This window comes from Candidatus Anaeroferrophillus wilburensis, assembly GCA_016934315.1.
GTDB lineage: Bacteria > Desulfobacterota > Anaeroferrophillalia > Anaeroferrophillales > Anaeroferrophillaceae > Anaeroferrophillus > Anaeroferrophillus wilburensis.
Genome location: JAFGSY010000028.1, coordinates 32119 through 53152, shown reverse-complemented (window position 1 = coordinate 53152; position 21034 = coordinate 32119). Strand labels below are relative to the sequence as shown.

Below are 21034 nucleotides of genomic sequence, written 5' to 3'. Positions count from 1 at the left end.
GCCGCAGGAGCGATCGATCCATGAAACATATTATTGGCGTGCTGGTTGAGAACGAGTTTGGTGTCTTGTCACGCATCTCGGCTCTTTTCAGTGGCCGTGGCTTCAATATCGAAAGTCTGACCGTGGCGGAAACCGAGGACTCCGGCCTGTCCCAGATGACCATTGTAACTTGCGGTGAAGAGCAGATCATTGAGCAGATAACCAAACAGCTCAATAAGCTCATTAATGTCATTAAGGTGGTGGATTATACGGATACCGATCATGTTACCCGGGGACTGATGCTGGTGAAGGTGGCGGTTGAAGGTGGCCGGCGGTTGGAGGTTCTGCAGATTGTCGATGTTTTTCGGGCTCGAATCATAGATATGGCGGCCAAATCGGCAATTGTTGAAATCACCGGTAGTGAAGACAAATTGCAGGCATTCCTTGACGTTTTGGTTCCTTATGGTATCAAAGAGGTCAACAGGACTGGGGTGGTGGCAATGAACCGTGAGGCAAAGAGCCGCACACGGTCAAAAATCAAAGCTGCGTGACCACTATATGGAGCTGTTGCAGCAAACCTTTTCGGGAGCAATAACAGATGACTATGTATTATGAGAAAGATGCTGATTTGACCATCCTCAAGGGGAAGAACATTACCGTTCTTGGTTATGGCAGTCAGGGGCATGCGCATGCCCACAATCTCCACGAAAGCGGTTTTGACGTTGTGGTTGGTCTGCGTCGTGGAGGCAGTTCATGGGAAAAAGCAGCCAACAGCGGGCTGAAACTCATGGAAATTCCAGCTGCGGTTCAGCAGGCTGATATCATTATGATTTTAGTGCCTGATGAGCATCAGGCTGTTCTCTATAGTCAGGATATTGCCCCTCATCTCGTGGCGGGTAAGTACTTGGCGTTTGCCCACGGCTTCAATATTCATTATGGCCAGATTGCCCCGCCGCCAGGGGTTAATGTATTCATGGCGGCACCGAAGGGACCGGGTCACTTGGTGCGCCATGAATACCGTAAGGGTATGGGGGTGCCCACCCTGATTGCGATCCACCAGGATGACAGCGGTGACACTCGCGACGTGGCACTGGCCTATGCTTGTGGTATAGGCGGCGGCCGGGCCGGCATCATTGAAACGACGTTCAAGGAAGAGACGGAAACCGATCTGTTTGGTGAACAGGCAGTGCTCTGTGGAGGGGTTACCGAGTTGATGCGGGCTGGATTTGAAACCCTGGTGGATGCGGGTTATGCTCCGGAAATGGCCTACTTTGAGTGTGTTCATGAAATGAAGCTGATTGTCGACTTGATTTATGAGGGTGGCATTGCCAATATGCGTTATTCGATCAGCAATACGGCCCAGTTTGGTGATCTGACCCGTGGTCCCCGGGTCATCAATGAGGAGAGTAGGGCGGCAATGGTTGACATTCTGGAGGAGATTCAGAATGGTTCTTTTGCCCGGGAGTGGATTCTGGAGAATATGGCCAATCGGCCGATGTTCAACGCCTTGACCAGGATCGGCGAAGAGCACCAGATTGAGGTGGTCGGCGGCAAGCTGCGCCGGATGATGAGCTGGTTGAACCAGGATAAGCTGGTTGACCGTAAAAAGAACTGAATAAAAAAAGGGTAAAAGGTTTACGGTACAAGGTGTACGGTAGAGGATTACAAATTGTCCCTGTCCACCATCAACCGGATGCCGTCCACCGTTCATTACATGACAGGATGTGAATATCATGCTGAAAGATCTGCCACTGGTGAAGTCTATCAATCCTGAAGGCTATCGTTTTATTGCTATTTTCCTGGGGGTTTCCTTCTTGTGCCTCCTGTTCGGCTGGAGCATGTTGGGTAAACTGTTTTTTTTCCTGGCACTGTTCACCGCCTTTTTCTTTCGTGACCCGGAGCGGTTTGCCCCGATGTTGGAGAACGCCGTCGCCTCGCCGGCGGACGGCAAGGTACTTTTAGTTGACCAGTTGGATGGATCTGAGGTATATGGTCGGCAGAAGTGCATAAAAATCAGTATTTTCATGTCTCTGTTTGACGTTCATGTGAACCGGATACCCATCAACGGGACCATCGTTGAAACGCGCTATCATCCGGGAAAGTTCTTCTCCGCCAATCTTGATAAAGCCTCGGCGGAAAATGAGCGTCAGGAAGTTATTCTGGAAACCTTCTGGAAGAGCAGAATCGCTTTTGTCCAGATAGCCGGCTTGGTTGCCCGGCGCATCGTTTGCAACCTGGCACCTGAAGATAAAGTTGTTAAGAGTGAGCGGTTTGGCCTGATCCGGTTTGGTTCCCGGCTGGATGTCTACCTGCCGGTTGAAACGATTATCAACGTCCACCCCGGCCAGCGGGTGCGGGCCGGCGAGACGGTTCTTGGCTATCTGCACTACGATTGATCTTTCCGACTGCCGGTGATGAGCGGCAAAGCGTCGGCCGGCGTACTGCTTGAAAGGACTTCACGATGATCCGTGGTGTGTATATTCTGCCCAATCTGTTTACCATGGGAAACCTGTTCTGCGGGTTTTTCGCGATTATTTCCGTGATTAAGGGTGATTTCCAACTGGCGGCGACCGCAATCATCCTGGCCAATGTCTTTGATATCCTTGATGGCAAAATTGCCCGCTTGATGAAGGCCACCAGCCGTTTCGGCATGGAGTTTGATTCCCTGGCCGATCTGGTTTCCTTCGGGGTGGCCCCGGCGCTGCTGGTTTTTTCATGGGGGCTGCTTGAGTATGGTCGTTTTGGCTGGCTGGCAGCCTTTCTTTTCCTCGCTTGCGGGGCTTTGCGGCTGGCCCGCTACAACGTCCAGGCCGACACGGCTGACAAGGGTTTTTTCAACGGCCTGCCCATTCCGGCGGCGGCCAGCATGATCGCCACCACGGTGATGATTTTTTATCATCTTGGCGGCAGCGGTACGGCCAGGAATGTCATGGTTCTCCTGCAGGCCTACGCGCTGGCTTTTCTTATGGTCAGCACCATCAAGTATCGCAGTTTCAAAGATTCGCTTAACCGGGACCGGGCCCCCTTCATGGCGTTGGTGCTGGCGGCCATCTTTATTATTGTTATCGCCTCGGAGCCGCAAATTACCCTTTTTGTACTCTGCAGTCTGTATGCGTTTTCCGGGCCGGCTGAGCGCTTGCTCGTTCTGCTGGGTCTACTGAAGCCCGTCTCCCGGGATGAGGAGAGTGAAGAAGTCATGTAGCCCTATCTGATTTGTTCGCCATCTCATGATTGTAACCCCCCGGGAAAGTGCTTCACGGGGGGTTTTTTATTTTTTGCAACCGCTTGTTATTGCCGAAAGGAGAAAAGCAATGAGCCAGGTAAAAATTTTTGATACCACCTTGCGTGACGGGGAACAATCACCGGGGGCCAGTATGAATATCGAGGAAAAACTGATGGTTGCCCGGCAGCTGGAGCGTCTGGGGGTTGATATTATCGAGGCCGGCTTTCCCATTGCTTCAGATGGTGATTTCCAGGCGGTTAAAATGATCAGCCAGGAAATCCGGGGGTGTGAAGTGGCCGGCCTGGCGCGGGCCAACCGGTCGGATATCGCTCGGGCCTGGGAGGCCCTGCACTATGCGGCGGCACCCCGAATCCATACATTTATTGCCACCTCTCCCATTCACATGAAATTCAAACTGCAGAAGAAGGCCGATGAGGTGCTGGCCGACGCGGTGGCCGCAGTCACCTATGCCAAAACGCTGACCGACAATGTTGAGTTTTCAGCCGAGGATGCGACCCGCAGTGATATTGCTTTTCTGTGCCGGATTTTCACCGCTGTTATTGAGGCGGGAGCGACCACCATTAACATTCCTGATACGGTTGGTTATGCAACTCCGGAAGAGTACGGGGCGTTGATCCGGACCATTGCTGCCCAGGTTCCCAACAGTGACCGGGCGGTTATTTCGGTCCATTGCCACAATGATCTTGGCCTGGCAACGGCTAATTCGCTGGCGGCGGTGGTCCATGGCGCCCGGCAGGTGGAATGTACCGTCAATGGGATCGGGGAACGGGCCGGGAATGCCTCACTGGAGGAACTGGTGATGACTTTTCGCACTCGCCATGATCTGTTGCACTACGAAACCAACATCGATACTACCCAGATCTATCCCACCAGCCGGCTGGTGAGTCAGGTAACCGGCATCAAGGTGCAGCCCAATAAGGCGATTATTGGTGCCAATGCCTTTGCCCATGAGGCGGGGATCCACCAGGACGGGGTCCTGAAAGAGAAATCAACCTACGAGATCATGACGCCTGAATCCATCGGCCTGCCCCAGAACCGCATGGTCATGGGCAAACATTCCGGTCGCCATGCTTTTCGCGACAGGATTATGGGATTGGGCTATGAATTGAGCGATGAACAGGTGGAAGTGGCATTTAAGGCTTTTAAAAAGCTGTCGGATAAAAAAAAGGATGTCTTCGACGAGGATATTGACGCCCTGATTGCCGATGAGATCATCCGCATTCCCCACTACTGCAAACTGGTTTATATCAATGTCAACAGCGGCAGTGTTTCGGTTCCCAATGCCACCATTCAACTGGAGGTGGGGGGTGAAACCCTGGAGGGGGCTGAGTTTGGTGATGGTCCGGTTGATGCCACGTTCAAGGCGATCAAGCGGCTGACAGGAACGAACCCAAAGCTCTTGACTTATGAAATTAAATCCATTACAGGGGGGACGGACGCCCTTGGCGAGGTAACTGTCAGGATTGACGAAGGGGGCCTGACGGTGATGGGCCAGGGAGCCCATACCGATGTCATCGTCGCTAGTGCCAAGGCCTATATCAATGCCTTGAACAAACTGGAATATAAGAAGCATAACCGGCCGCAAGCGACTGTATAGAGGAGGGAATTGACCATGGCGATGACCATTACCGAAAAAATTCTTGCCTCCCATGCCGGCTATGATGAAGTGTCTCCCGGCCAGTTGATTGAAGCCCGGGTCGATATCGCCCTGGCCAATGATGTGACCGCCCCCATTGCCATTGCTGAATTTGAAAAACTGGGGATTGAGAAGGTTTTTGATCCCCAGCGGGTGGTTCTGGTACCGGATCACTTTACTCCCAATAAGGATATCAAGTCGGCTGAACAGGCTAAGATCGTCCGTGATTTTTCCCGGCGTCAGGGGTTGACCAATTACTTTGAGCTTGGCCGGATGGGCATCGAACATGTCCTGCTGCCGGAACAGGGCATTGTCCTTCCCGGTGATCTGGTGATCGGCGCTGATTCCCATACCTGTACCTACGGAGCCCTCGGGGCCTTTGCCACCGGTATGGGAAGTACGGACATCGCGGCAGCGATGGCCACCGGCAAGGCATGGTTCAAGGTTCCTGAATCGATAAAATTTATCTACTACGGGACTCCGGGACCCTGGGTGGAGGGTAAAGACTTTATCCTCTACACCATCGGCCGGATCGGGGTTGACGGTGCCCTGTACCAGGCGATGGAAATGGCGGGCGACGCAATTGCCGGACTGCCCATGTACGGGCGCTTTTCCATGGCCAACATGGCCATTGAAGCCGGGGCTAAGAACGGCATCATCATTCCTGATGATGCAACGCTTGATTATGTCCGGGGGCGTTCACAGCGGGATTATCATCTTTATACCAGTGACCCACAGGCTGATTATGCCTATGTGATGGAAATTGACGTGGCACAGATAAGGCCCCAGGTGGCGTTCCCCTCGCTGCCGGAAAACAGTCGTGATGTGGCTGAGGCGGTGGAACAGCAGATTGTCATTGATCAGGTGGTCATCGGTTCCTGCACCAACGGCCGGATTGAGGATCTGCGGCTGGCCGCCAGGGTTCTGAAAGGCAACAAGGTTGCTCCATACTTGCGCCTCATCGTTATCCCGGGAACCCAGGAGGTCTATCTGCAGGCGGTCCGGGAGGGGTTGGCGGAGCTTTTTGTCGAAGCCGGGGCGGTGTTTAGCACCCCCACCTGCGGTCCCTGCCTGGGCGGTCATATGGGGATTCTGGCGGCTGGTGAACGGGCAGTGGCGACCACCAACCGCAATTTTGTCGGCCGCATGGGGCATCCCGACAGCGAGGTTTATTTGAGCAATCCGGCAGTAGCGGCGGCGACGGCGGTCATGGGGAGGATAGCCAGCCCGGAGGAAGTGGTGACCGGTAACTGATAAGGAGTTTTTGATGATCTATCAAGGCAGGGCATGGAAATTCGGTGATGATATTGATACGGATGCGATCATCCCGGCCCGTTACCTCAATACGTCCGATCCCAAGGAATTGGCGCGTCACTGCATGGAAGACGCCGATCCGGAATTTATGGACAAGATGCAGTCGGGCGATATTATTGTTGCCCATAAGAATTTCGGCTGCGGCTCCTCCAGGGAGCATGCTGCCATCGCCATCAAAGCGGCCGGAATTTCCTGTGTGATCGCCGGCAGTTTTGCCCGCATTTTTTACCGTAATGCCTTTAATACCGGCCTGCCGATTCTTGAATCCGATGAAGTGGCTGCGGGAGTGAAATCCGGGGATCAGCTGCAGATCAATTCGGCGGATGGCAGCATTGAAAATCTGACAACCGGCAAGATCTTTCAGGCCAAACCCATTCCGTCCTTCATGCAGGAATTGATCGATGATGGGGGGTTGATGGCCCATGTCAGAAAAAAACAGCTACAAGGCTGAAGGATAAAAGGTAAAAGGGGAACTGCTGGATGCTGATGGTCCCCCCAGGGGCAACTTCTCCAGGCAGTGTTCTCCTTTCTTGACAACAATTGGACGATGGATGACTGATGATGAAAAAGGCAGGGTATAATGTGGCGGTAGTCGGTGCGACCGGAGCCGTTGGTGAGGAGATGTTGAAGATTCTGGCGGAACGGAAGTTTCCGGTGGCAACCCTTAAACCTCTGGCATCGTCCCGCTCCGCGGGTACCAAGGTGATGTATGGTGATGATGAGCTGGTGGTTGAAGAGCTGACAGACGATTCATTTGCTGATATTGATATCGCTCTTTTTTCCGCTGGCGGGTCGGTCAGTCTCCGGTTTGCGCCAGTGGCGGCGGCGAACGGTGCGGTGGTGATCGATAATACCAGTGCTTTTCGCATGGAGCCTACTATTCCGCTGGTGGTTCCCGAAGTCAATGCCCACGCCATTGCTGATTATCGCAACCGGGGAATTATTGCCAACCCGAACTGTTCCACTATCCAGATGGTTGTCGCCCTGAAACCGATCTATGATCAGGCAGGAATCAAACGGGTGGTGGTGTCGACCTACCAAGCGGTGTCGGGGACCGGGAAAAAGGCCATTAATGAGCTTGAGCAGCAGGTGTTGGCACTTTTTCAGCAGCGGGAACTGCCCTGTGAGGTATACCCCCATCAGATTGCTTTCAACTGTCTGCCGCACATCGATGTTTTCCTTGATAATGACTATACCAAGGAAGAGATGAAGATGATTGATGAAACGAAAAAAATAATGGAGAATGACCGTATCCAGGTAACGGCTACCACCGTCCGGGTGCCGGTTTTTTTCAGTCATTCTGAATCGATTAATGTGGAGACGGACAGGTTTATTTCCGCGGATGAGGTGAAGGAACTTCTTTCTCAGGCACCAGGGGTCCGAGTGGTTGACGAGCCGGCTGAAAACCGTTATCCACTGGCGATTGACGCTGCTGGCCAGGATGACACGCTGGTGGGCCGTATCCGTCAGGATGAATCAATTGCCAATGGCATCAATATGTGGGTGGTTGCCGATAACATCCGTAAAGGGGCGGCTCTCAATGCGGTGCAGATTGCCGAGATTCTGATCCGGGAATACCTGTAACCTCGATTGATCTTTTCTTTGACAGAACCCTGACTGTTTTTTCTGGCTTCGTACATGCCGGAAGCAGTCAGGGTTTTTAGTGTGCCACTTGGCGATAGTCGTAGTCTGGAACTGCCACGTCAAGGTTCAGCTATCTGGTGTATTTTCCGGACAATTTTCGGTGAACCATCCGGCGTTGGGGCCGGCTCCGTGCGGTATGCACGGGCAAGCAATAAAACCAGCGAAAATGAACGGGACCCCGAATTTTAGAGTTTGCACGTTCGAGCCCCGTTTAATGCAGGTTGACATCGCATGGAAAAAAGTCCCCCCACCTTGCAGGGCAGAATCATTGCCCTGCTGTTTTTCTTATGCCGATTGCGGCCGGTTCGTTGGTTTGCTGATCGCTGCTGCCTCAATCAAGTTAGAATGCCAAAGGCTGACGTTGTTGAGGTGGTCACTGATGTGGTCCTCAATCACTACCGGGAACACAAGCTGGAAGCGGCCCTTGATGCCAGACAGGCCCGAGTATACCAGAAAGTCCATTTTCGCCAGCAGATCCGTGCCCTGCAGCGTAGATTGTCTGCGGTACCATCGGGTTTGAAGGGGAGCCAGAGTGCCGAGAGATATGAGAAACTGGTTTCCTTCTATCGGACCCGTTCGCAGGAGCTCAATGACCTTGATCACCCTGCCGCAATCATAGACTATCTGGCCGGCTACTATATCGAGGATATGGCGGCCAATTTTGATCCGGCATTTTTTGTTGTTTTCCGCAGTATTGCCCGGCGCATTTTCCCCAACTTTGTCAACAGTATCAGGCTGTCCGAAAGTGAACCGGGTGTTGTAGCCCAGATCCGCGAGTTGATGGGCAAGTCTCCGGTTTTCATTCTGCCCAATCATGTCTCCAATGCTGATCACATTCCCATCTGCTTTGCAATCAATGGTTTCGGTGGCCTGCAGCCGGTCATTGCAGCTGGTGCCAACCTGTTCAGGGGGGTGTCGGCAGACATTATGCCGAAAGTTAATGCCTACAAGATCAGGCGGGAGCAGATCGGTGCCGACTCCACATGGTTTTATCAGCTCAAATGGTTCCATAATCCCATCTATCGCCGGGTACATACAGAATATCTGCACCATCTCTGGGATCGGAATGAACCGATGATGTTTTATATTGAGGGAACCCGTTCCCGGGACGGCAGCATCGGTGAGCCAAAATGGGGCATCATGGAAGATATTGCCGCCTATATAAAAAAAACGGGTCGCCATGCCTATCTGGTGCCAGTTTCCATCTCCTATACGGTTGTTCCCGAAGATGTTGAGATTGAAGCCAGTCGGAGCGGAAAAAATATTTCCGAGAAAGATCTTGTTTCCCAGCTGGCCAGATTGGATAGACACTATAAATCTTTGCCAGATTCAGCCATTCATGTTCGCTTTTCCCGGCCGATAATGTTCGGACCTGATCAGCCGAAGGTGCAGCCGGTGGTTTCTCAGTTGATGCATGCCATCAGCCAGGGGATGATCCGGACCTACACCTCCATGCTGGCCACAGCAATCATTGGGGTGGGGGAAGGGAAAAAAGAGATAACCTTTACCTTGGAGGAGATTCACGACTTTTTTTTGGAGTATTTTTCCGCCGTGCCCGAATGTCGTGATCAGGATGTTGCGCACCAGCTGATGATGGCGTTGACTATTTTTCTCCAAAAGGGATTTGTTGTCCAAGGGGAGGTAGGTGAAGGCTATCAGGTTGCCAATCCGCCCCTTATCGAGCAGTATGCCCGTCGGATTGGCCATCTCCACTGAGCTGGTCAGCTCCGGCTGCAGCGGATGCCTTTTCCCTGGTAGGCAGGCTTGAAACAGCCGTTGCAAGAGATGCAGCGGGCAGGTGACAGGTCGCCGTCCTGCCAACGGTTGATGAGGGCTGGTTCGCGGATCAGTGGGCGGCACAGGGCAATGAAAGGGATTTTTCGGTCACCGATGGCGGTAATAGTTTGTGGTGAGCGGATGCCGCCAACCGTGATCACCGGGATGTCTACTGCCTGCTGAATGGCCGCCGCTTCTGCCAGAAAATAGGCTTCTTTTCCCGGTTCATCGATGTTTCTAATCACCGGTTGTTTGCGGGAACTTATTTTTGTGCCGCCGCTTACTTCGATGGCATCCAGTCCCAGCTCCACCAGCCGTTGGCCGATCTCCATGCTTTCCTCAAGGGTAAGACCGCCGTCGAGATAATCCTGGCCGTTTATCTTGATGGTCACGGGGAAATCGCGGCCCACCTCCTGCCGTACTTGCAGATAGCATTCCTCCAAAAAGCGAAAGCGGTTCCTGATGGAGCCGCCGAAATCATCACGTCGGCAGTTGAGTGCCGGCGAAAGAAACTGGCTGATCAGGTAGCCATGGGCGGCATGAAGTTGGATGCCGTCGCAACCGGCTTCCTTGGCCCGGCGGGCGGCACTGGCAAAGCTGCTGATCAGCCTTTTGATGTCGGCTGGCGTCAAGGCTGTCGGTCGGCAGGGGAAGAGGGGATGGCCAATGGCACTGGGGGCGATGGCCGGCTGGCCGGAAAGCTTGGGATCCGCCAAACCGCCGCAATGGACCAGCTGGATGAAGAGCAGTGCCCGGTGCTGGTGAACCGTCGCTGCCAGGTGGGCAAGCGGCTCGATCAGCTGTTCATGATCAAGGCCGGCCTGCCCCGGGTGCTGCCGGCCTTCAAGACTGACATAGGTGTAGCCTGACGTCAGCAGAGCGCACCCCCCGGCCGCCAGGTCTGTATACAGCCTATGGTGTGCCGGACATATCTCCCCTTGGCTGCCAGCCATGCCGTCCCAGGTCGCGGAACGGATAAAACGATTTTTCAGCGTTCTGCTGCCGATGGCAAAGGGAGAAAATGCTGTTGCCAGTCGACCGACTGGTTCATTGTTAGCCATGTTTCCGCTTGCTTTTGGCAGCCAGGAAACCGGATACCTCTGGAATCAGTTCCTGGTCGACGACGAGAAAAAGCCGGTCGCCGGGAAAAACCTTGTCATGCCCCCGGGGCATGACAATTTTTTCGGTCTTCTCATTCAAAATACCGGCAAAGACGCAATCCTTAGCAAAGACTCCCTGGGTGGAAAGGTCTTGAATGGTAATACCGGCAGGATCGGCATATTCCGGATAGCGGATCATGATCAGCTGGGTTGAAACACCACCCAGATGGGTGACAATCCGGACGTCGGGATTTTCCAGCTCCATCATGATTTTATTCTGGAACAGTTCATTCATGTTGCAGATGGTGGTTACCCCTGCTTGCTCAAAGGCGGCAACATAGGCCGGATCACGCATTTTGACCATGATCCGCGGCACCTGGAAGCTGCGGGCCAGGATGGCAAACGTCAGGTTGTCGCTGTCCCGGTAAAGGGCACCGATGGCTACCGCCGCTTTTTCAATGCCGGCTTCTTTCAGGGTGCCGATATCGGTGGCGCTGCCATTGATGGTTACCATGCCGGTTTCAGCATACATCTGCTCACACCGTTCACGATCCTTTTCAATAATGACCACATCATCTTTCCGGTGTGCCAGCACATTGGCCAGCGAGGTGGCACTGATTCCGCCTCCTGCGATAATAATATACATATTTCGGGTCTCCTATCTCCACGATGTTCGGGAAAACAGCACGAGAAAAGGCAGGATTTCCAGTCTGCCAACCAGCATGCCGATCACATAGACGCTTTTGACCAGTGGGTGGGTGGCCGCCAGCCGTTCGACGGAAAAATAGTGGGGGCCCATGTTGCTGACTGCCGACAACATGCCGGAAAATGCTTCCCAGCCGTTGAGATCGGAAAAGAAGACGCTGACCCCCGCCCCCATAAAAATGATCATCAGCCAGGCGAAGAGGACGGCGGTAATCCGTCTGATCTCCTGGTTGGCAATCACCTGGCCGTGGATGACAACCGGTACCACCCGCTTGGGAGATGAAACGCTGCGGATCAGTTCGCTTTTCAGGGTTTCCCAGAGGATTCCCAGGCGCAGCAGTTTGTAGCCGCCGGCGGTGGAGCCGGCGCAGGCGCCGGAGAACATCATCAGCAGGAACAGCTGTTTGGCCAGGGCGGGAAAGAAGGGGTTGTTGATGTGTTCCGTCGCGTATCCGGTACTGGTAAGCACCGATGACACCTGGAAAAGGCTCTTTCGCACAACCTCATGAAGGTGGTAAGGCGACCATGTTCCAGCACCCGGGACGTGGGTCAGATGATCGATGGTGATCAGCATGGTGCCGCCCAGCAGGATGCTCCAGAACCAGCGGATCTCGTAGTCACGGTACAGGGCGCGCCATTCGCCGGTGCAGACTTTATAATGGATGAGGAAATTGATGCCGCCCATGAGCATGAAAAAAATTAAGGTGTATTCGATCAAAGGACCGTTGCGGCCGGCTGAAAAGAATGAAATGCTGGCGTCATGGGTGGAAAACCCGCCGGTGGAAACCACGGTCAGGGTGTGATTGATGGCATCGAAAAGGGGAATTCCTTCCAGCCACAGGAGAACGAAACAGCTCAAGGTGAGTGAACCATAAATCATCCAGATGATTTTAACCGTATTAAATATCCCCGGTACCGGCCTTTTGCCGGCAATCTTATGCCCTTCGGCGCTGAAAAGGGTCGCGGAAGCGCTGCCGCCCCGAAAGCTGACTGCGAGAAAAAAGGTCAGAATGCCAACTCCGCCAACCCATTGCAGGAGTGAACGCCAGAAGAGCATGCATTTAGGCATGCTGTCCAAGCCGGTAAAAACGGTCAGGCCGGAGGCAGTAATGCCACTGGTTGCTTCAAAGAGGGCATTGATTGCCGGTGTTTTCATGCCGATAATGAAAGGTATGGAGCTGACCCCGGCGGCAGAGACCCAGGCAAGGGCGGTAATCATCATTCCTTCTTTGACGGTGGGTATGCGGATGGGAATCTTTTTCTGCATCAGGATGCCGCCTAGGATGAGGCCGATGCCGGGAAGGGCAAATGCGGCAAACAGGTGGGTGCCGATCATCTTTTCCTGGTAGCAGGCCTGGACGAAAAGCGGCAGGAAGAGCAGCAGCCCGAAGATGGTCAGCAGGGCTCCCAGATAGTTGAGGATGAACAGGTATTGTTTGACGTGCTTGATCATCAGTCCTTCAGATGCCTCTTCAGTGAACCTTAAAAGGGATGCCAAACCGCCATACTTGAGCATATATCCTCTGGTTTTGCAACCGGGATTTTATTTTACAGCCGGCATGGGTTTATGCTAACTTTACCATACTGAATGTTTCCACCGGTTTGCTTGTCATGTCTGCATTGATTGCTTCCCGGATTGAGAATCAGTTGGGATTTAGTACTTACGATGGATTGCCATGAACTCTATCTACCTGTTTTCGTGACCTGATGGTAAAGCCCGCAATTGTCATCCAGCAGTTGAGTAAAACCTATGGCAGCATCAAGGCTCTTGCCGGTGTTGATCTGCAGGTGGAACAGGGAGAACTGTTTGCCTTGCTGGGTCCCAACGGTGCCGGCAAAACAACCATGGTGAGGATTATGACCGGCTTAACAAGGGCGGATGCCGGCAGGGTTTTCATCAATGGCATTAATGCCGGTGAGCAGCCGATCGCGGCTAAGCGGCAGGTGGGGCTTGTACCGCAGATGACCAACCTGGACAGCGAGCTGACCGTTTACCAGAATCTTGATCTCCATGGTCGGTTTTTTGCTATGGGGCGAAGGCAGCGCCGGCAACGGATAGAAGAGTTGCTGGCCTATGTGGAGCTTGGTGACCGGCTGCAGACGCCGGTCAAAAATTTGTCCGGTGGGATGAAACGCCGGTTGCTGATCATCCGGGCGATGATGCATAACCCCACCATCCTGTTTATGGATGAACCGACGGTGGGGCTGGATGCGGCTATCAGACGGCGGATATGGTCGATTATTCGCCGGATCCAGAACGAAGGGACCACTATTCTGCTGACGACGCACTACATTGAAGAGGCTGAGTATCTGGCTGCCAGGGTGGCGTTTGTTGACCGGGGTGAGGTGGTTGCCGTTGACCGGCCGGCCAGTCTGGTGCAGCAAAAGGGCCGTTGGGTTGTGGACCGATTGGTTGACAATGAATTGCAGTCGCAATTTTTTTTGGATCATGAGGCTGCCCAGGCAGCGGCGGCGGCGGTGTCCGGCGGGGTGACCATCAGGCGGGTGAATCTTGAAGATGTTTTTCTTGACTTGACCGGGCGGAAAGTTGCCGAGTCATGAAGACGGCAGGCGGTAACTGGATAGCCATGCTTGCGGGTGGCAGCTGGGCGATCTTTTTGCGTGAGATGATGATTCTCCATAGCCGGGGGAAAAAGGTCCTCTTTTCCATGGCGGTTTCGCCGCTGTTGTATCTGGTGGCCTTCGGCCTTGGCGTTGGTCGGGATATGCAGATCGGCGGCCATTCGTATATTGAATTTCTCATTCCCGGCCTGGTGGCCATGGGCAGCATGAATCAGTCTTTCGGGATCGCCGGAGAAATCAATATTGCCCGGTTTTACTGGAAAATTTTTGAGGAATTCCAGGCGTCGCCGCTCTCGGATCTGGCTTACGTTATTGGTGAAGTCCTGGCTGGGGTGGCGAAGGCGCTCATGTCGGTAGCCATCATCCTGCTGTTGTCATTGCTTTTTGGCGTTCATCTGGCTTTTTTCAATCCGCTTTTCTGGCTTGGTGTTTTGCTGAACGCCTTTGTTTTTGCATCCCTGGCGGTCATGGCGGCGATGCTGGTAAAATCCCATGCTGATCAGGCGATGCTGTTTAACTTCATTATTACCCCGATGGCTTTTTTAGGGGGAACATTCTTCCCGATTTCAAAGATGCCGGTTTGGGTGCAATGTCTGCTGCAGATTCTGCCGTTGACCCATGCTTCCCGGCTGATCCGCAGTGGTGCCTACGGCCAGACATCTCCCTGGTGGCCATTGGCTCTGCTGATGGCCATCGGGGTACTTTTTTTTCTCCTGGCACATCGTTCAGTCTGCCAGGCCAGGGATTAATTTTTGCTGCAGCAGTTAACAGTGAGGAGATAGATGCATCATAAACGGGTTATTCTGGGAACCGCGGGTCATGTTGATCATGGCAAGACCACCCTGGTCAAAGTGCTGACCGGGACCGACACTGACCGGCTGCTGGAGGAAAAGAAGCGGGGAATCACCATTGAATTGGGATTTGCCCATCTGGATCTTCCCGATGGCCAGTCTTTGGGTATTGTTGATGTTCCCGGCCATGAGCGATTCATTAAAAATATGGTTGCCGGGGTTGGCGGCATTGATCTGGTGGCCCTGTTGATTGCTGCTGATGAAGGGGTGATGCCCCAGACCCGGGAACACCTTGATATCTGCCGGCTGCTGGGGGTTGAAAAGGGGCTGGTAGTCCTCAGTAAGACTGATCTGGTGGATGATGAATGGCGAGAGCTGGTTATCGATGATGTCAGGAAGGTGGTTGCCGGGACCTTTCTTGCTGAGGCACCCATCCTGCCGGTGTCGGCGACCACCGGTGCAGGCATTGAAGCATTGCTCCGTGAGTTGATGAAGCTGGCAGCTGAAACCGTTGACCGGCCGGTAGGCGGGCCTTTTCGGCTGCCGGTTGACCGTGCCTTTGTTATGAAGGGTTTTGGGACCGTGGTTACCGGAACCACTCTTTCCGGGACGGTAACCGTCGGCGATCAGGTGGTTCTGCTGCCCGGCGGACTGACCAGCAAGGTCAGGGGGGTGCAGACCTATGGCAGCAGCCGGGAAACAGCTGCTGCCGGTGAGCGGACGGCGATCAATCTCCAGGGTTTGGAAAAATCGCTGATTGTCCGCGGTGAGGTCCTGGCACATCCTCATACGCTGCAGCCCACATCGATGATTGATATCTATTACCATCATTTGCCAGGTGCTTCAGTGCCTTTGAAGCCGCGCAGCAAGATGATGGTCCATTGTGGTACGGCAGCCATTATGGCAACGGTGGTTGTCCTTTCGGGTAAGGTGATTAATCCCGGTGAATCGGGGTTCGTCCAGGTGCGGCTGGATTTTCCCACCGTGGTGCTCTATGGGGATCGCCTGGTGCTGCGCAGCTTTGCTTGGCAGGAAACCATGGGTGGGGGGAGGGTGCTCAATCCCCGGCCGCAAAAACATCGCCTGAAAGAGTATGAACAGCTGTCGCCGACTCTTGAGCAGCTGCGCCAGGGGCAGATGCCCCAAGTGATTGCCATCTTGATCGATGATGCAGGTATCAAGGGCCTTGCCATGGTTGAACTGGCCGGCCGGGTAAACCTTTCCCACAAACAGCTTAAGACACTTCTGGATGAGATGAGTTCAACCGGCGAGGTGGTCAGATACGATGTGGACCGTCAGGCCTACATTAGTGGGCGTTGGTTTGTTCAGTTGAAGGAGAAACTTGAAAATCTGGTTGCTGCTTACCATCAGCAGCATCCGGTAAAGCCCGGCATCCTTAAGGAAGAGCTCAAATCCCGCATGCAGCTCGGCCAATCCCTCTTTACCAGCATCATGCAGCGGAGTATCAAGGAACAACGGCTGGTTCTGGAACAGGAGATTATCAGGATGCCTGACCATCAGGTACGGTTGGCGGCCGATGAACAGCGGCTGAAAGAGCAGCTCCGCCAGGCCTTCCAGCAGGCCGGGCTGCAGTTTCCTGATTTCCGTGAGCTGTGTGCCCAGTTCGGAGCCTCGGAGGCTGAGATGAAAACCATGGTCAGGATGCTGGAAAAAGAGGGTGAGCTGATTCGGGTGCGGGAAGGGTGCTATATCTCCCGCAATCACTTTGAACAGTTGAAGTCTACCGTTGTCCGCTACTTTGAACAAGAGCGGGAGTTAACCACCCTCCAGTTTAAGGAGATGGTCGGTCTGACCCGCAAATATATTATCCCCCTGATTGAATGCCTTGATGTTTCTAAAGTGACCCGGCGGGAGGGTGATGTCCGGGTGTTGTGGAAATAGGCCTGCCTTAGCCGGCATGTCCTGGCTGCCAGATTGAGAAGCCCTCATGAAACAACAGGGCTGCCGGTGAGTGCCGGCAGCCCTGTTGCGCTGTTGTTGCTAGACAGTGTTATTCTTTGACGTCGATGACCACTCTGCGGTTGGCGGCCCGGCCGCTGCTGGTGGTATTGTCGGCCAGCGGATTGCTCTCGCCATAGCCGTTTGAGATCATCCGGCTGGCGGCGATGCCGGCATTTTTGAAATAGGTTTCCACTGCCAGTGCCCGTCTTTCCGACAAACCCTGATTATACTTTTCGCTGCCCTGGCTGTCGGTATAACCCTTGATTTCAATAGTGATTTGTGGATTGGCCCGTAAAATGACCACTGCTTCGTTCAGGGCCGGTTCGTACTGGGATTTGATGACTGCTTTGTCAGTGTCAAAATTCAGGCCTTTGATGTACCAGCATCCGCGGGCGTTCACCGGTGCGCCCCTAGGAGTGTTGGGGCAGGCATCGTCGCGGTCGAGAACGCCATCACCATCGCTGTCCAGCGGCGGTGCGGGTTTCGGAGACGGCATTGGCTTCGGAGCCGGCGGCGCCTTCCGTAAAAAGACATCAATGATAAACTGCTTCATCTTTCCCTGATCCATCAGGTCGCCGCCATTGGTAACGAAGCCGCAGCCGCTTTCCTTGATCATGGCTTCCAGTAGGGCGCGGCCGCCGGGGTCGTTGCCGACCAGGATGGGATAGATGCAGAGCCGGGAGCCATAGGTGGCCTTCAGCTTCCTGACGGCGGCCGCCGGGTCGTTGTCCTCTTTCGGGTAGGGCAGGGCATCGCTGACAATGATCAGGGCTGTCTGGCCGGCAACATTGGCAAAATCATCATGAGTAGCGTTGATGCCGGCTTCCATGGGGGTGTTGCCGCTTGTGGCTGTCAAAGAATCAATCAGCTGCTGATATGCCGTCCGGTCATAGGTGCTGATTGGGGTTAGCAGGGAGGTGGTTGCATCTCCTGGTTTGCCGAACGAGCGCAGACCGCCATCCAGCCTGGCTTCAGGGATTCCCTGGTTCAGGGAGGTCAGAATAGCTTTGGCAAGATCCTGCTTAACGTAGCCCTGATAAGGGTCTGCCATTGAGTTGGAAACATCGGTCAGCACATGGAACGCGTTGACTTTCAGTTGATAGCCGGTCATTGACAAAGGTGTCATGGTCACGGGGGCCGGTTTTTTGGTAGCGCCCTGAAAACAGCCGGTGAGCAGCACTATTCCCAGCAATCCTAAACACCATACGAATCGTTTCATCATTTCCCTCCTTAGTTCTAGAATTTCACCATGTAAGTAATCATACCCTGAGGTTTGCAAAAGTCAAATTATTTATACAACAACGGTTGCCATCATTTGCCAACAAGTATCTGATCTTGCCATTTCAGGCTGATCTGTTAAGCTGGAAATTATAACATTGCCACTATGAAACGTTATGAACTCGTAACAGCTGATAAAACGCTTCAAAAACTGGATGGCACCGTTGACGGCTCCAGAGTCGAGGCAAGCAAAATCTGAAAATGAGGCGCATATAAAAGGACAACCCAGTGACGAAGGTTGTGGCTCAACGAAGAAGGTGAAATTGTTGTGCAGCCATCAAAAGGGGAGAGGGTGCAAAACGATGGAATGGTACCAGCAGGAAGTTGAGGGAGTGCTTGCCGCTCTGCAGACGACAGCCAATGGTCTTTCGGGTGAAGAGATCGGCCGCCGTCTGCAGCACTATGGTCCCAATCAGCTCCAGGCTGAGGAGCAGGTGAAACGTTTTGTCATTGCCGTGCATCAGTTTAAAAGCCCGCTCATCTACATCCTTCTCATTGCGGCCCTGGTGACCGCATTACTGGCTGAATATGTTGATACCGGGGTGATCATGGCAGTGGTGATCCTCAACGGGATCATCGGTTACCTGCAGGAATTTAAAGCTGAGGAGAGCGTCAGGGCACTGAAAAAAATGCTGGTGCCCCGGGCCCGGGTAGTGCGTGATGGCCTGGAACAGGAGGTCGACAGCAGCAGCCTGGTTCCTGGTGACCTGGTGCTTCTAACCTCCGGCAACAAGGTGCCTGCCGATTTGCGGCTGATGAAAACCCTGCAGCTGCGTATTGATGAATCAATGTTGACCGGTGAATCGGTGCCGGTGGATAAGCTGAATGCTGCCATCAGTTACGACAACCTGTCACCCGGCGATCAGCTGAATATGGCCTTCACGGGGACCACGGTGGTCAGCGGCCGGGCCCGGGGGATTGTGGTGGCCACCGGACTCCAGACGGCCCTTGGCCGGATAGCGGAGGAGGTCCGGGAGGCTGCCTATGTAAAGGTTCCTCTGCAGATGCATTTGGAGCGTTTTGCCCGGCGGTTGGCCGTGGTAATTGTAGGCATGTCGCTGCTGGTTTTTCTTATCGGCCTGTTCCATGGAATAAGCCTTGCCGAGATGTTTATTGTGGCGGTGGCCACCGCTGTTTCCGCCATTCCTGAAGGACTGCCGGTGGCGGTGACCATTGCCTTGGCCATCGGTGTTGCCCGGATGGCCAAGCGCCAAGCCATTGTCCGGAAACTGCCGGCAGTGGAAACTCTGGGCAGCACGACGGTCATCGGTTCCGATAAAACCGGCACCTTGACCAGGAATGAAATGACCGTTAATCGTCTTTTTGCCGGGGGCCATGTGTATGAAATGACCGGCAGCGGCTATGAACCTTCGGGTGAACTCCTGTGTGATGCGTTGCCGGTTGATCCGCTGCTGGCTGAACATGAGCCGTTGCGAACCCTTCTGCGCATTGGGTTGTTGTGTAACGAATCCCAATTGTATCGGGAGGCAGAGCAGTATAAAGTTGATGGCGACCCCACGGAAGGGGCGCTGATCGTTGCCGCCATGAAAGCTGGTTTGGCTGTTGAAGCGGAACAGCAGCGCTATCCCCTGGTGGCCATGCTGCCTTTTGAATCTGAATATGGTTACATGGCTACCCTGCATCGGCAGGGGGAGAAAAAACTGCTCTTTTTGAAAGGCGCTCCCGAGATTGTTCTTGCCAGATGCGGGGCGGATAGTGTGGGAGATATTTTTGACCGTCAGGCCGTTCTGCAGACTGCCGAGCGATTTGCCGGTCTGGGGCTGAGGGTGCTGGCAATGGCGGCCAAGGAAGTTGCTCCCGATCTTGAAGAGCCGACCCACGCCATGGTCGATGGGGGATTTCTTTTTGCCGGTCTGCAGGGGATGATCGATCCCCCGCGCATGGAAGTCCAGGAGGCGGTTGCCGGCTGCCGTCGGGCTGGCATCAAAACCATCATGATTACTGGTGACCATGCGGTTACCGCGGTGGCGGTTGCCGGCAAACTGGGGATTGGTGGTCCCGATCCCCAGGTGTTGACCGGCAAGCAGCTGGAAAAGATGGATGATGATGAACTCTTCAACCGCTTGGAATCGGTGTCGGTTTTTGCCCGGGTTACCCCCCAGCATAAGCTGCGGATTACCCATCAGTTGTTGCGCCATGGTGAGGTGGTGGCGGTTACCGGCGATGGGGTCAACGATGCTCCGGCCTTAAAAGCGGCCCATATCGGTATCGCCATGGGGCGGACCGGGACGGATGTAGCCAAGGAAGCCGCCGATATGGTGCTGGTGGATGACAACTTCGCCAGCATTTTTGCGGCGGTGGAAGAAGGTCGGGTAGTCTACGATAATATCAGGAAAGTGACCCTTTTTCTGGTATCCTGTGGCTTTGGCGAGCTGGTGGCCATTTTGGCCACCTCCCTCCTGGGTCTGCCGATTCCCTACAACCCGGCTCAGATTCTCTGGCTCAATCTGGTGACCAACGGGCTTCAGGATGTTGCCCTTGCCTTTGAGCCGGGAGAGCCGGGAGTCTTGCTGCGCCAACCGCGCCGGCCCACCGAGGGAATTATCTCTCCCCTGATGATCCGGCGGATTGTCATCATGGGTTTGATTATGGCTGCCGGCACCGTCCTCATGTTCTTCACCTATCTCCGACTGGGAATGGCGTTGGAAAAGGCCAGGACGGTTGCCCTGACGACCATGGTCTTTTTTCAGTTTTACCAGGCTGCCAACTGCCGCTCTGAAGAGAAGTCCGTTTTTCAGCTGAATCCGTTTGGTAACCCCTTTCTTTTTTACAGTCTTATTGCCGCATTTTTCGCCCAGTTGGTGGTACTCTATGTGCCCATGTTCCAGTGGATTTTCAGGACTGTGCCGTTGACGGTGGGTGACATGGGTCTGATTATTCTGGCAGCGACATCGATTATTGTCGGAGTTGAAATGGACAAGTGGCGGCTGAACCGGCGGAAAAATCTTGTTTAGGCAGCCTGATGTTGTTATAGTATCTTTCAGCGATCAGTAAACCGCCG

General features: G+C 54.0%; 17 protein-coding genes. 13 read left to right on the top strand and 4 right to left on the bottom strand.

Annotation, left to right across the window (positions count from 1 at the left end):
* Positions 1–20 precede the first annotated feature (20 nt).
* The 9 genes from ilvN to JXO50_06980 all read left to right on the top strand — a co-directional run bounded on the left by ilvN (position 21) and on the right by JXO50_06980 (position 9533).
* A complete protein-coding gene (ilvN, locus tag JXO50_07020) occupies positions 21–530 on the top strand; it encodes an acetolactate synthase small subunit (GenBank protein ID MBN2332840.1) in 510 nt (169 codons plus the stop codon).
* A gap of 47 nt (positions 531–577) precedes the next feature.
* Positions 578–1594: a ketol-acid reductoisomerase gene (gene ilvC / locus JXO50_07015; protein ID MBN2332839.1), complete on the top strand. Its 1017-nt coding sequence runs from the start codon at positions 578–580 to the stop codon at positions 1592–1594.
* 118 nt (positions 1595–1712) lie between these two features.
* Positions 1713–2375, top strand: coding sequence for a phosphatidylserine decarboxylase family protein (locus JXO50_07010; GenBank protein ID MBN2332838.1), 663 nt, complete (start codon positions 1713–1715; stop codon positions 2373–2375).
* A 65-nt stretch (positions 2376–2440) separates the two neighbouring features.
* On the top strand, positions 2441–3181 hold the full coding sequence (gene pssA, locus JXO50_07005) for a CDP-diacylglycerol--serine O-phosphatidyltransferase (protein MBN2332837.1): 741 nt from the start codon (positions 2441–2443) through the stop codon (positions 3179–3181).
* Positions 3182–3290: 109 nt separating this feature from the next.
* Positions 3291–4820, top strand: a complete 1530-nt coding sequence (locus JXO50_07000; GenBank protein MBN2332836.1) for a 2-isopropylmalate synthase — start codon at positions 3291–3293, stop codon at positions 4818–4820.
* A gap of 15 nt (positions 4821–4835) precedes the next feature.
* A complete protein-coding gene (gene leuC / locus JXO50_06995; protein MBN2332835.1) occupies positions 4836–6113 on the top strand; it encodes a 3-isopropylmalate dehydratase large subunit in 1278 nt (425 codons plus the stop codon).
* A 13-nt stretch (positions 6114–6126) separates the two neighbouring features.
* Complete coding sequence (locus JXO50_06990; protein ID MBN2332834.1) at positions 6127–6624, top strand: 3-isopropylmalate dehydratase small subunit; 498 nt, start codon at positions 6127–6129, stop codon at positions 6622–6624.
* Between the two features lie 110 nt (positions 6625–6734).
* Positions 6735–7757, top strand: a complete 1023-nt coding sequence (locus JXO50_06985) for an aspartate-semialdehyde dehydrogenase (GenBank protein ID MBN2332833.1) — start codon at positions 6735–6737, stop codon at positions 7755–7757.
* Positions 7758–8048: 291 nt separating this feature from the next.
* Positions 8049–9533, top strand: a complete 1485-nt coding sequence (locus JXO50_06980; protein MBN2332832.1) for a 1-acyl-sn-glycerol-3-phosphate acyltransferase — start codon at positions 8049–8051, stop codon at positions 9531–9533.
* Positions 9534–9538: 5 nt separating this feature from the next.
* Here JXO50_06980 and JXO50_06975 read toward each other — a convergent pair whose 3' ends face one another.
* Genes JXO50_06975 through JXO50_06965 form a run of 3 tightly spaced genes read right to left on the bottom strand, consistent with a single transcriptional unit; the run spans position 9539 to position 12851 of the window.
* Positions 9539–10654 (bottom strand): NADH:flavin oxidoreductase, encoded by a 1116-nt coding sequence (locus JXO50_06975; protein MBN2332831.1) that lies wholly within the window; start codon positions 10652–10654, stop codon positions 9539–9541.
* Positions 10647–11339: a TrkA family potassium uptake protein gene (locus JXO50_06970; protein MBN2332830.1), complete on the bottom strand. Its 693-nt coding sequence runs from the start codon at positions 11337–11339 to the stop codon at positions 10647–10649. The genes JXO50_06975 and JXO50_06970 overlap by 8 nt, the downstream gene beginning before the upstream one ends.
* Positions 11340–11351: 12 nt before the next feature.
* Entirely contained in the window at positions 11352–12851 is a 1500-nt protein-coding gene (locus JXO50_06965) for a TrkH family potassium uptake protein (GenBank protein MBN2332829.1), read from the bottom strand.
* 254 nt (positions 12852–13105) lie between these two features.
* Between JXO50_06965 and JXO50_06960 the strand changes: the two genes are divergently transcribed.
* From JXO50_06960 to selB, 3 genes are read left to right on the top strand one after another with little or no spacing between them, the layout of a single operon-like run.
* Positions 13106–13960 carry an ABC transporter ATP-binding protein gene (locus JXO50_06960; GenBank protein MBN2332828.1) on the top strand — a complete coding sequence of 285 codons (855 nt, stop codon included), beginning with the start codon at positions 13106–13108 and terminating at the stop codon, positions 13958–13960.
* Positions 13961–13986: 26 nt separating this feature from the next.
* Entirely contained in the window at positions 13987–14730 is a 744-nt protein-coding gene (locus tag JXO50_06955; protein MBN2332827.1) for an ABC transporter permease, read from the top strand.
* A 33-nt stretch (positions 14731–14763) separates the two neighbouring features.
* Positions 14764–16674 carry a selenocysteine-specific translation elongation factor gene (gene selB / locus JXO50_06950; protein MBN2332826.1) on the top strand — a complete coding sequence of 637 codons (1911 nt, stop codon included), beginning with the start codon at positions 14764–14766 and terminating at the stop codon, positions 16672–16674.
* Between the two features lie 109 nt (positions 16675–16783).
* Here selB and JXO50_06945 read toward each other — a convergent pair whose 3' ends face one another.
* Positions 16784–17956: an OmpA family protein gene (locus JXO50_06945; GenBank protein ID MBN2332825.1), complete on the bottom strand. Its 1173-nt coding sequence runs from the start codon at positions 17954–17956 to the stop codon at positions 16784–16786.
* Positions 17957–18314: 358 nt separating this feature from the next.
* Between JXO50_06945 and JXO50_06940 the strand changes: the two genes are divergently transcribed.
* The gene (locus tag JXO50_06940; GenBank protein ID MBN2332824.1) at positions 18315–20987 is read left to right on the top strand and encodes an HAD-IC family P-type ATPase; all 2673 of its coding nucleotides are present in this window, start codon (positions 18315–18317) and stop codon (positions 20985–20987) included.
* The last annotated feature ends 47 nt before the right edge of the window (positions 20988–21034 follow it).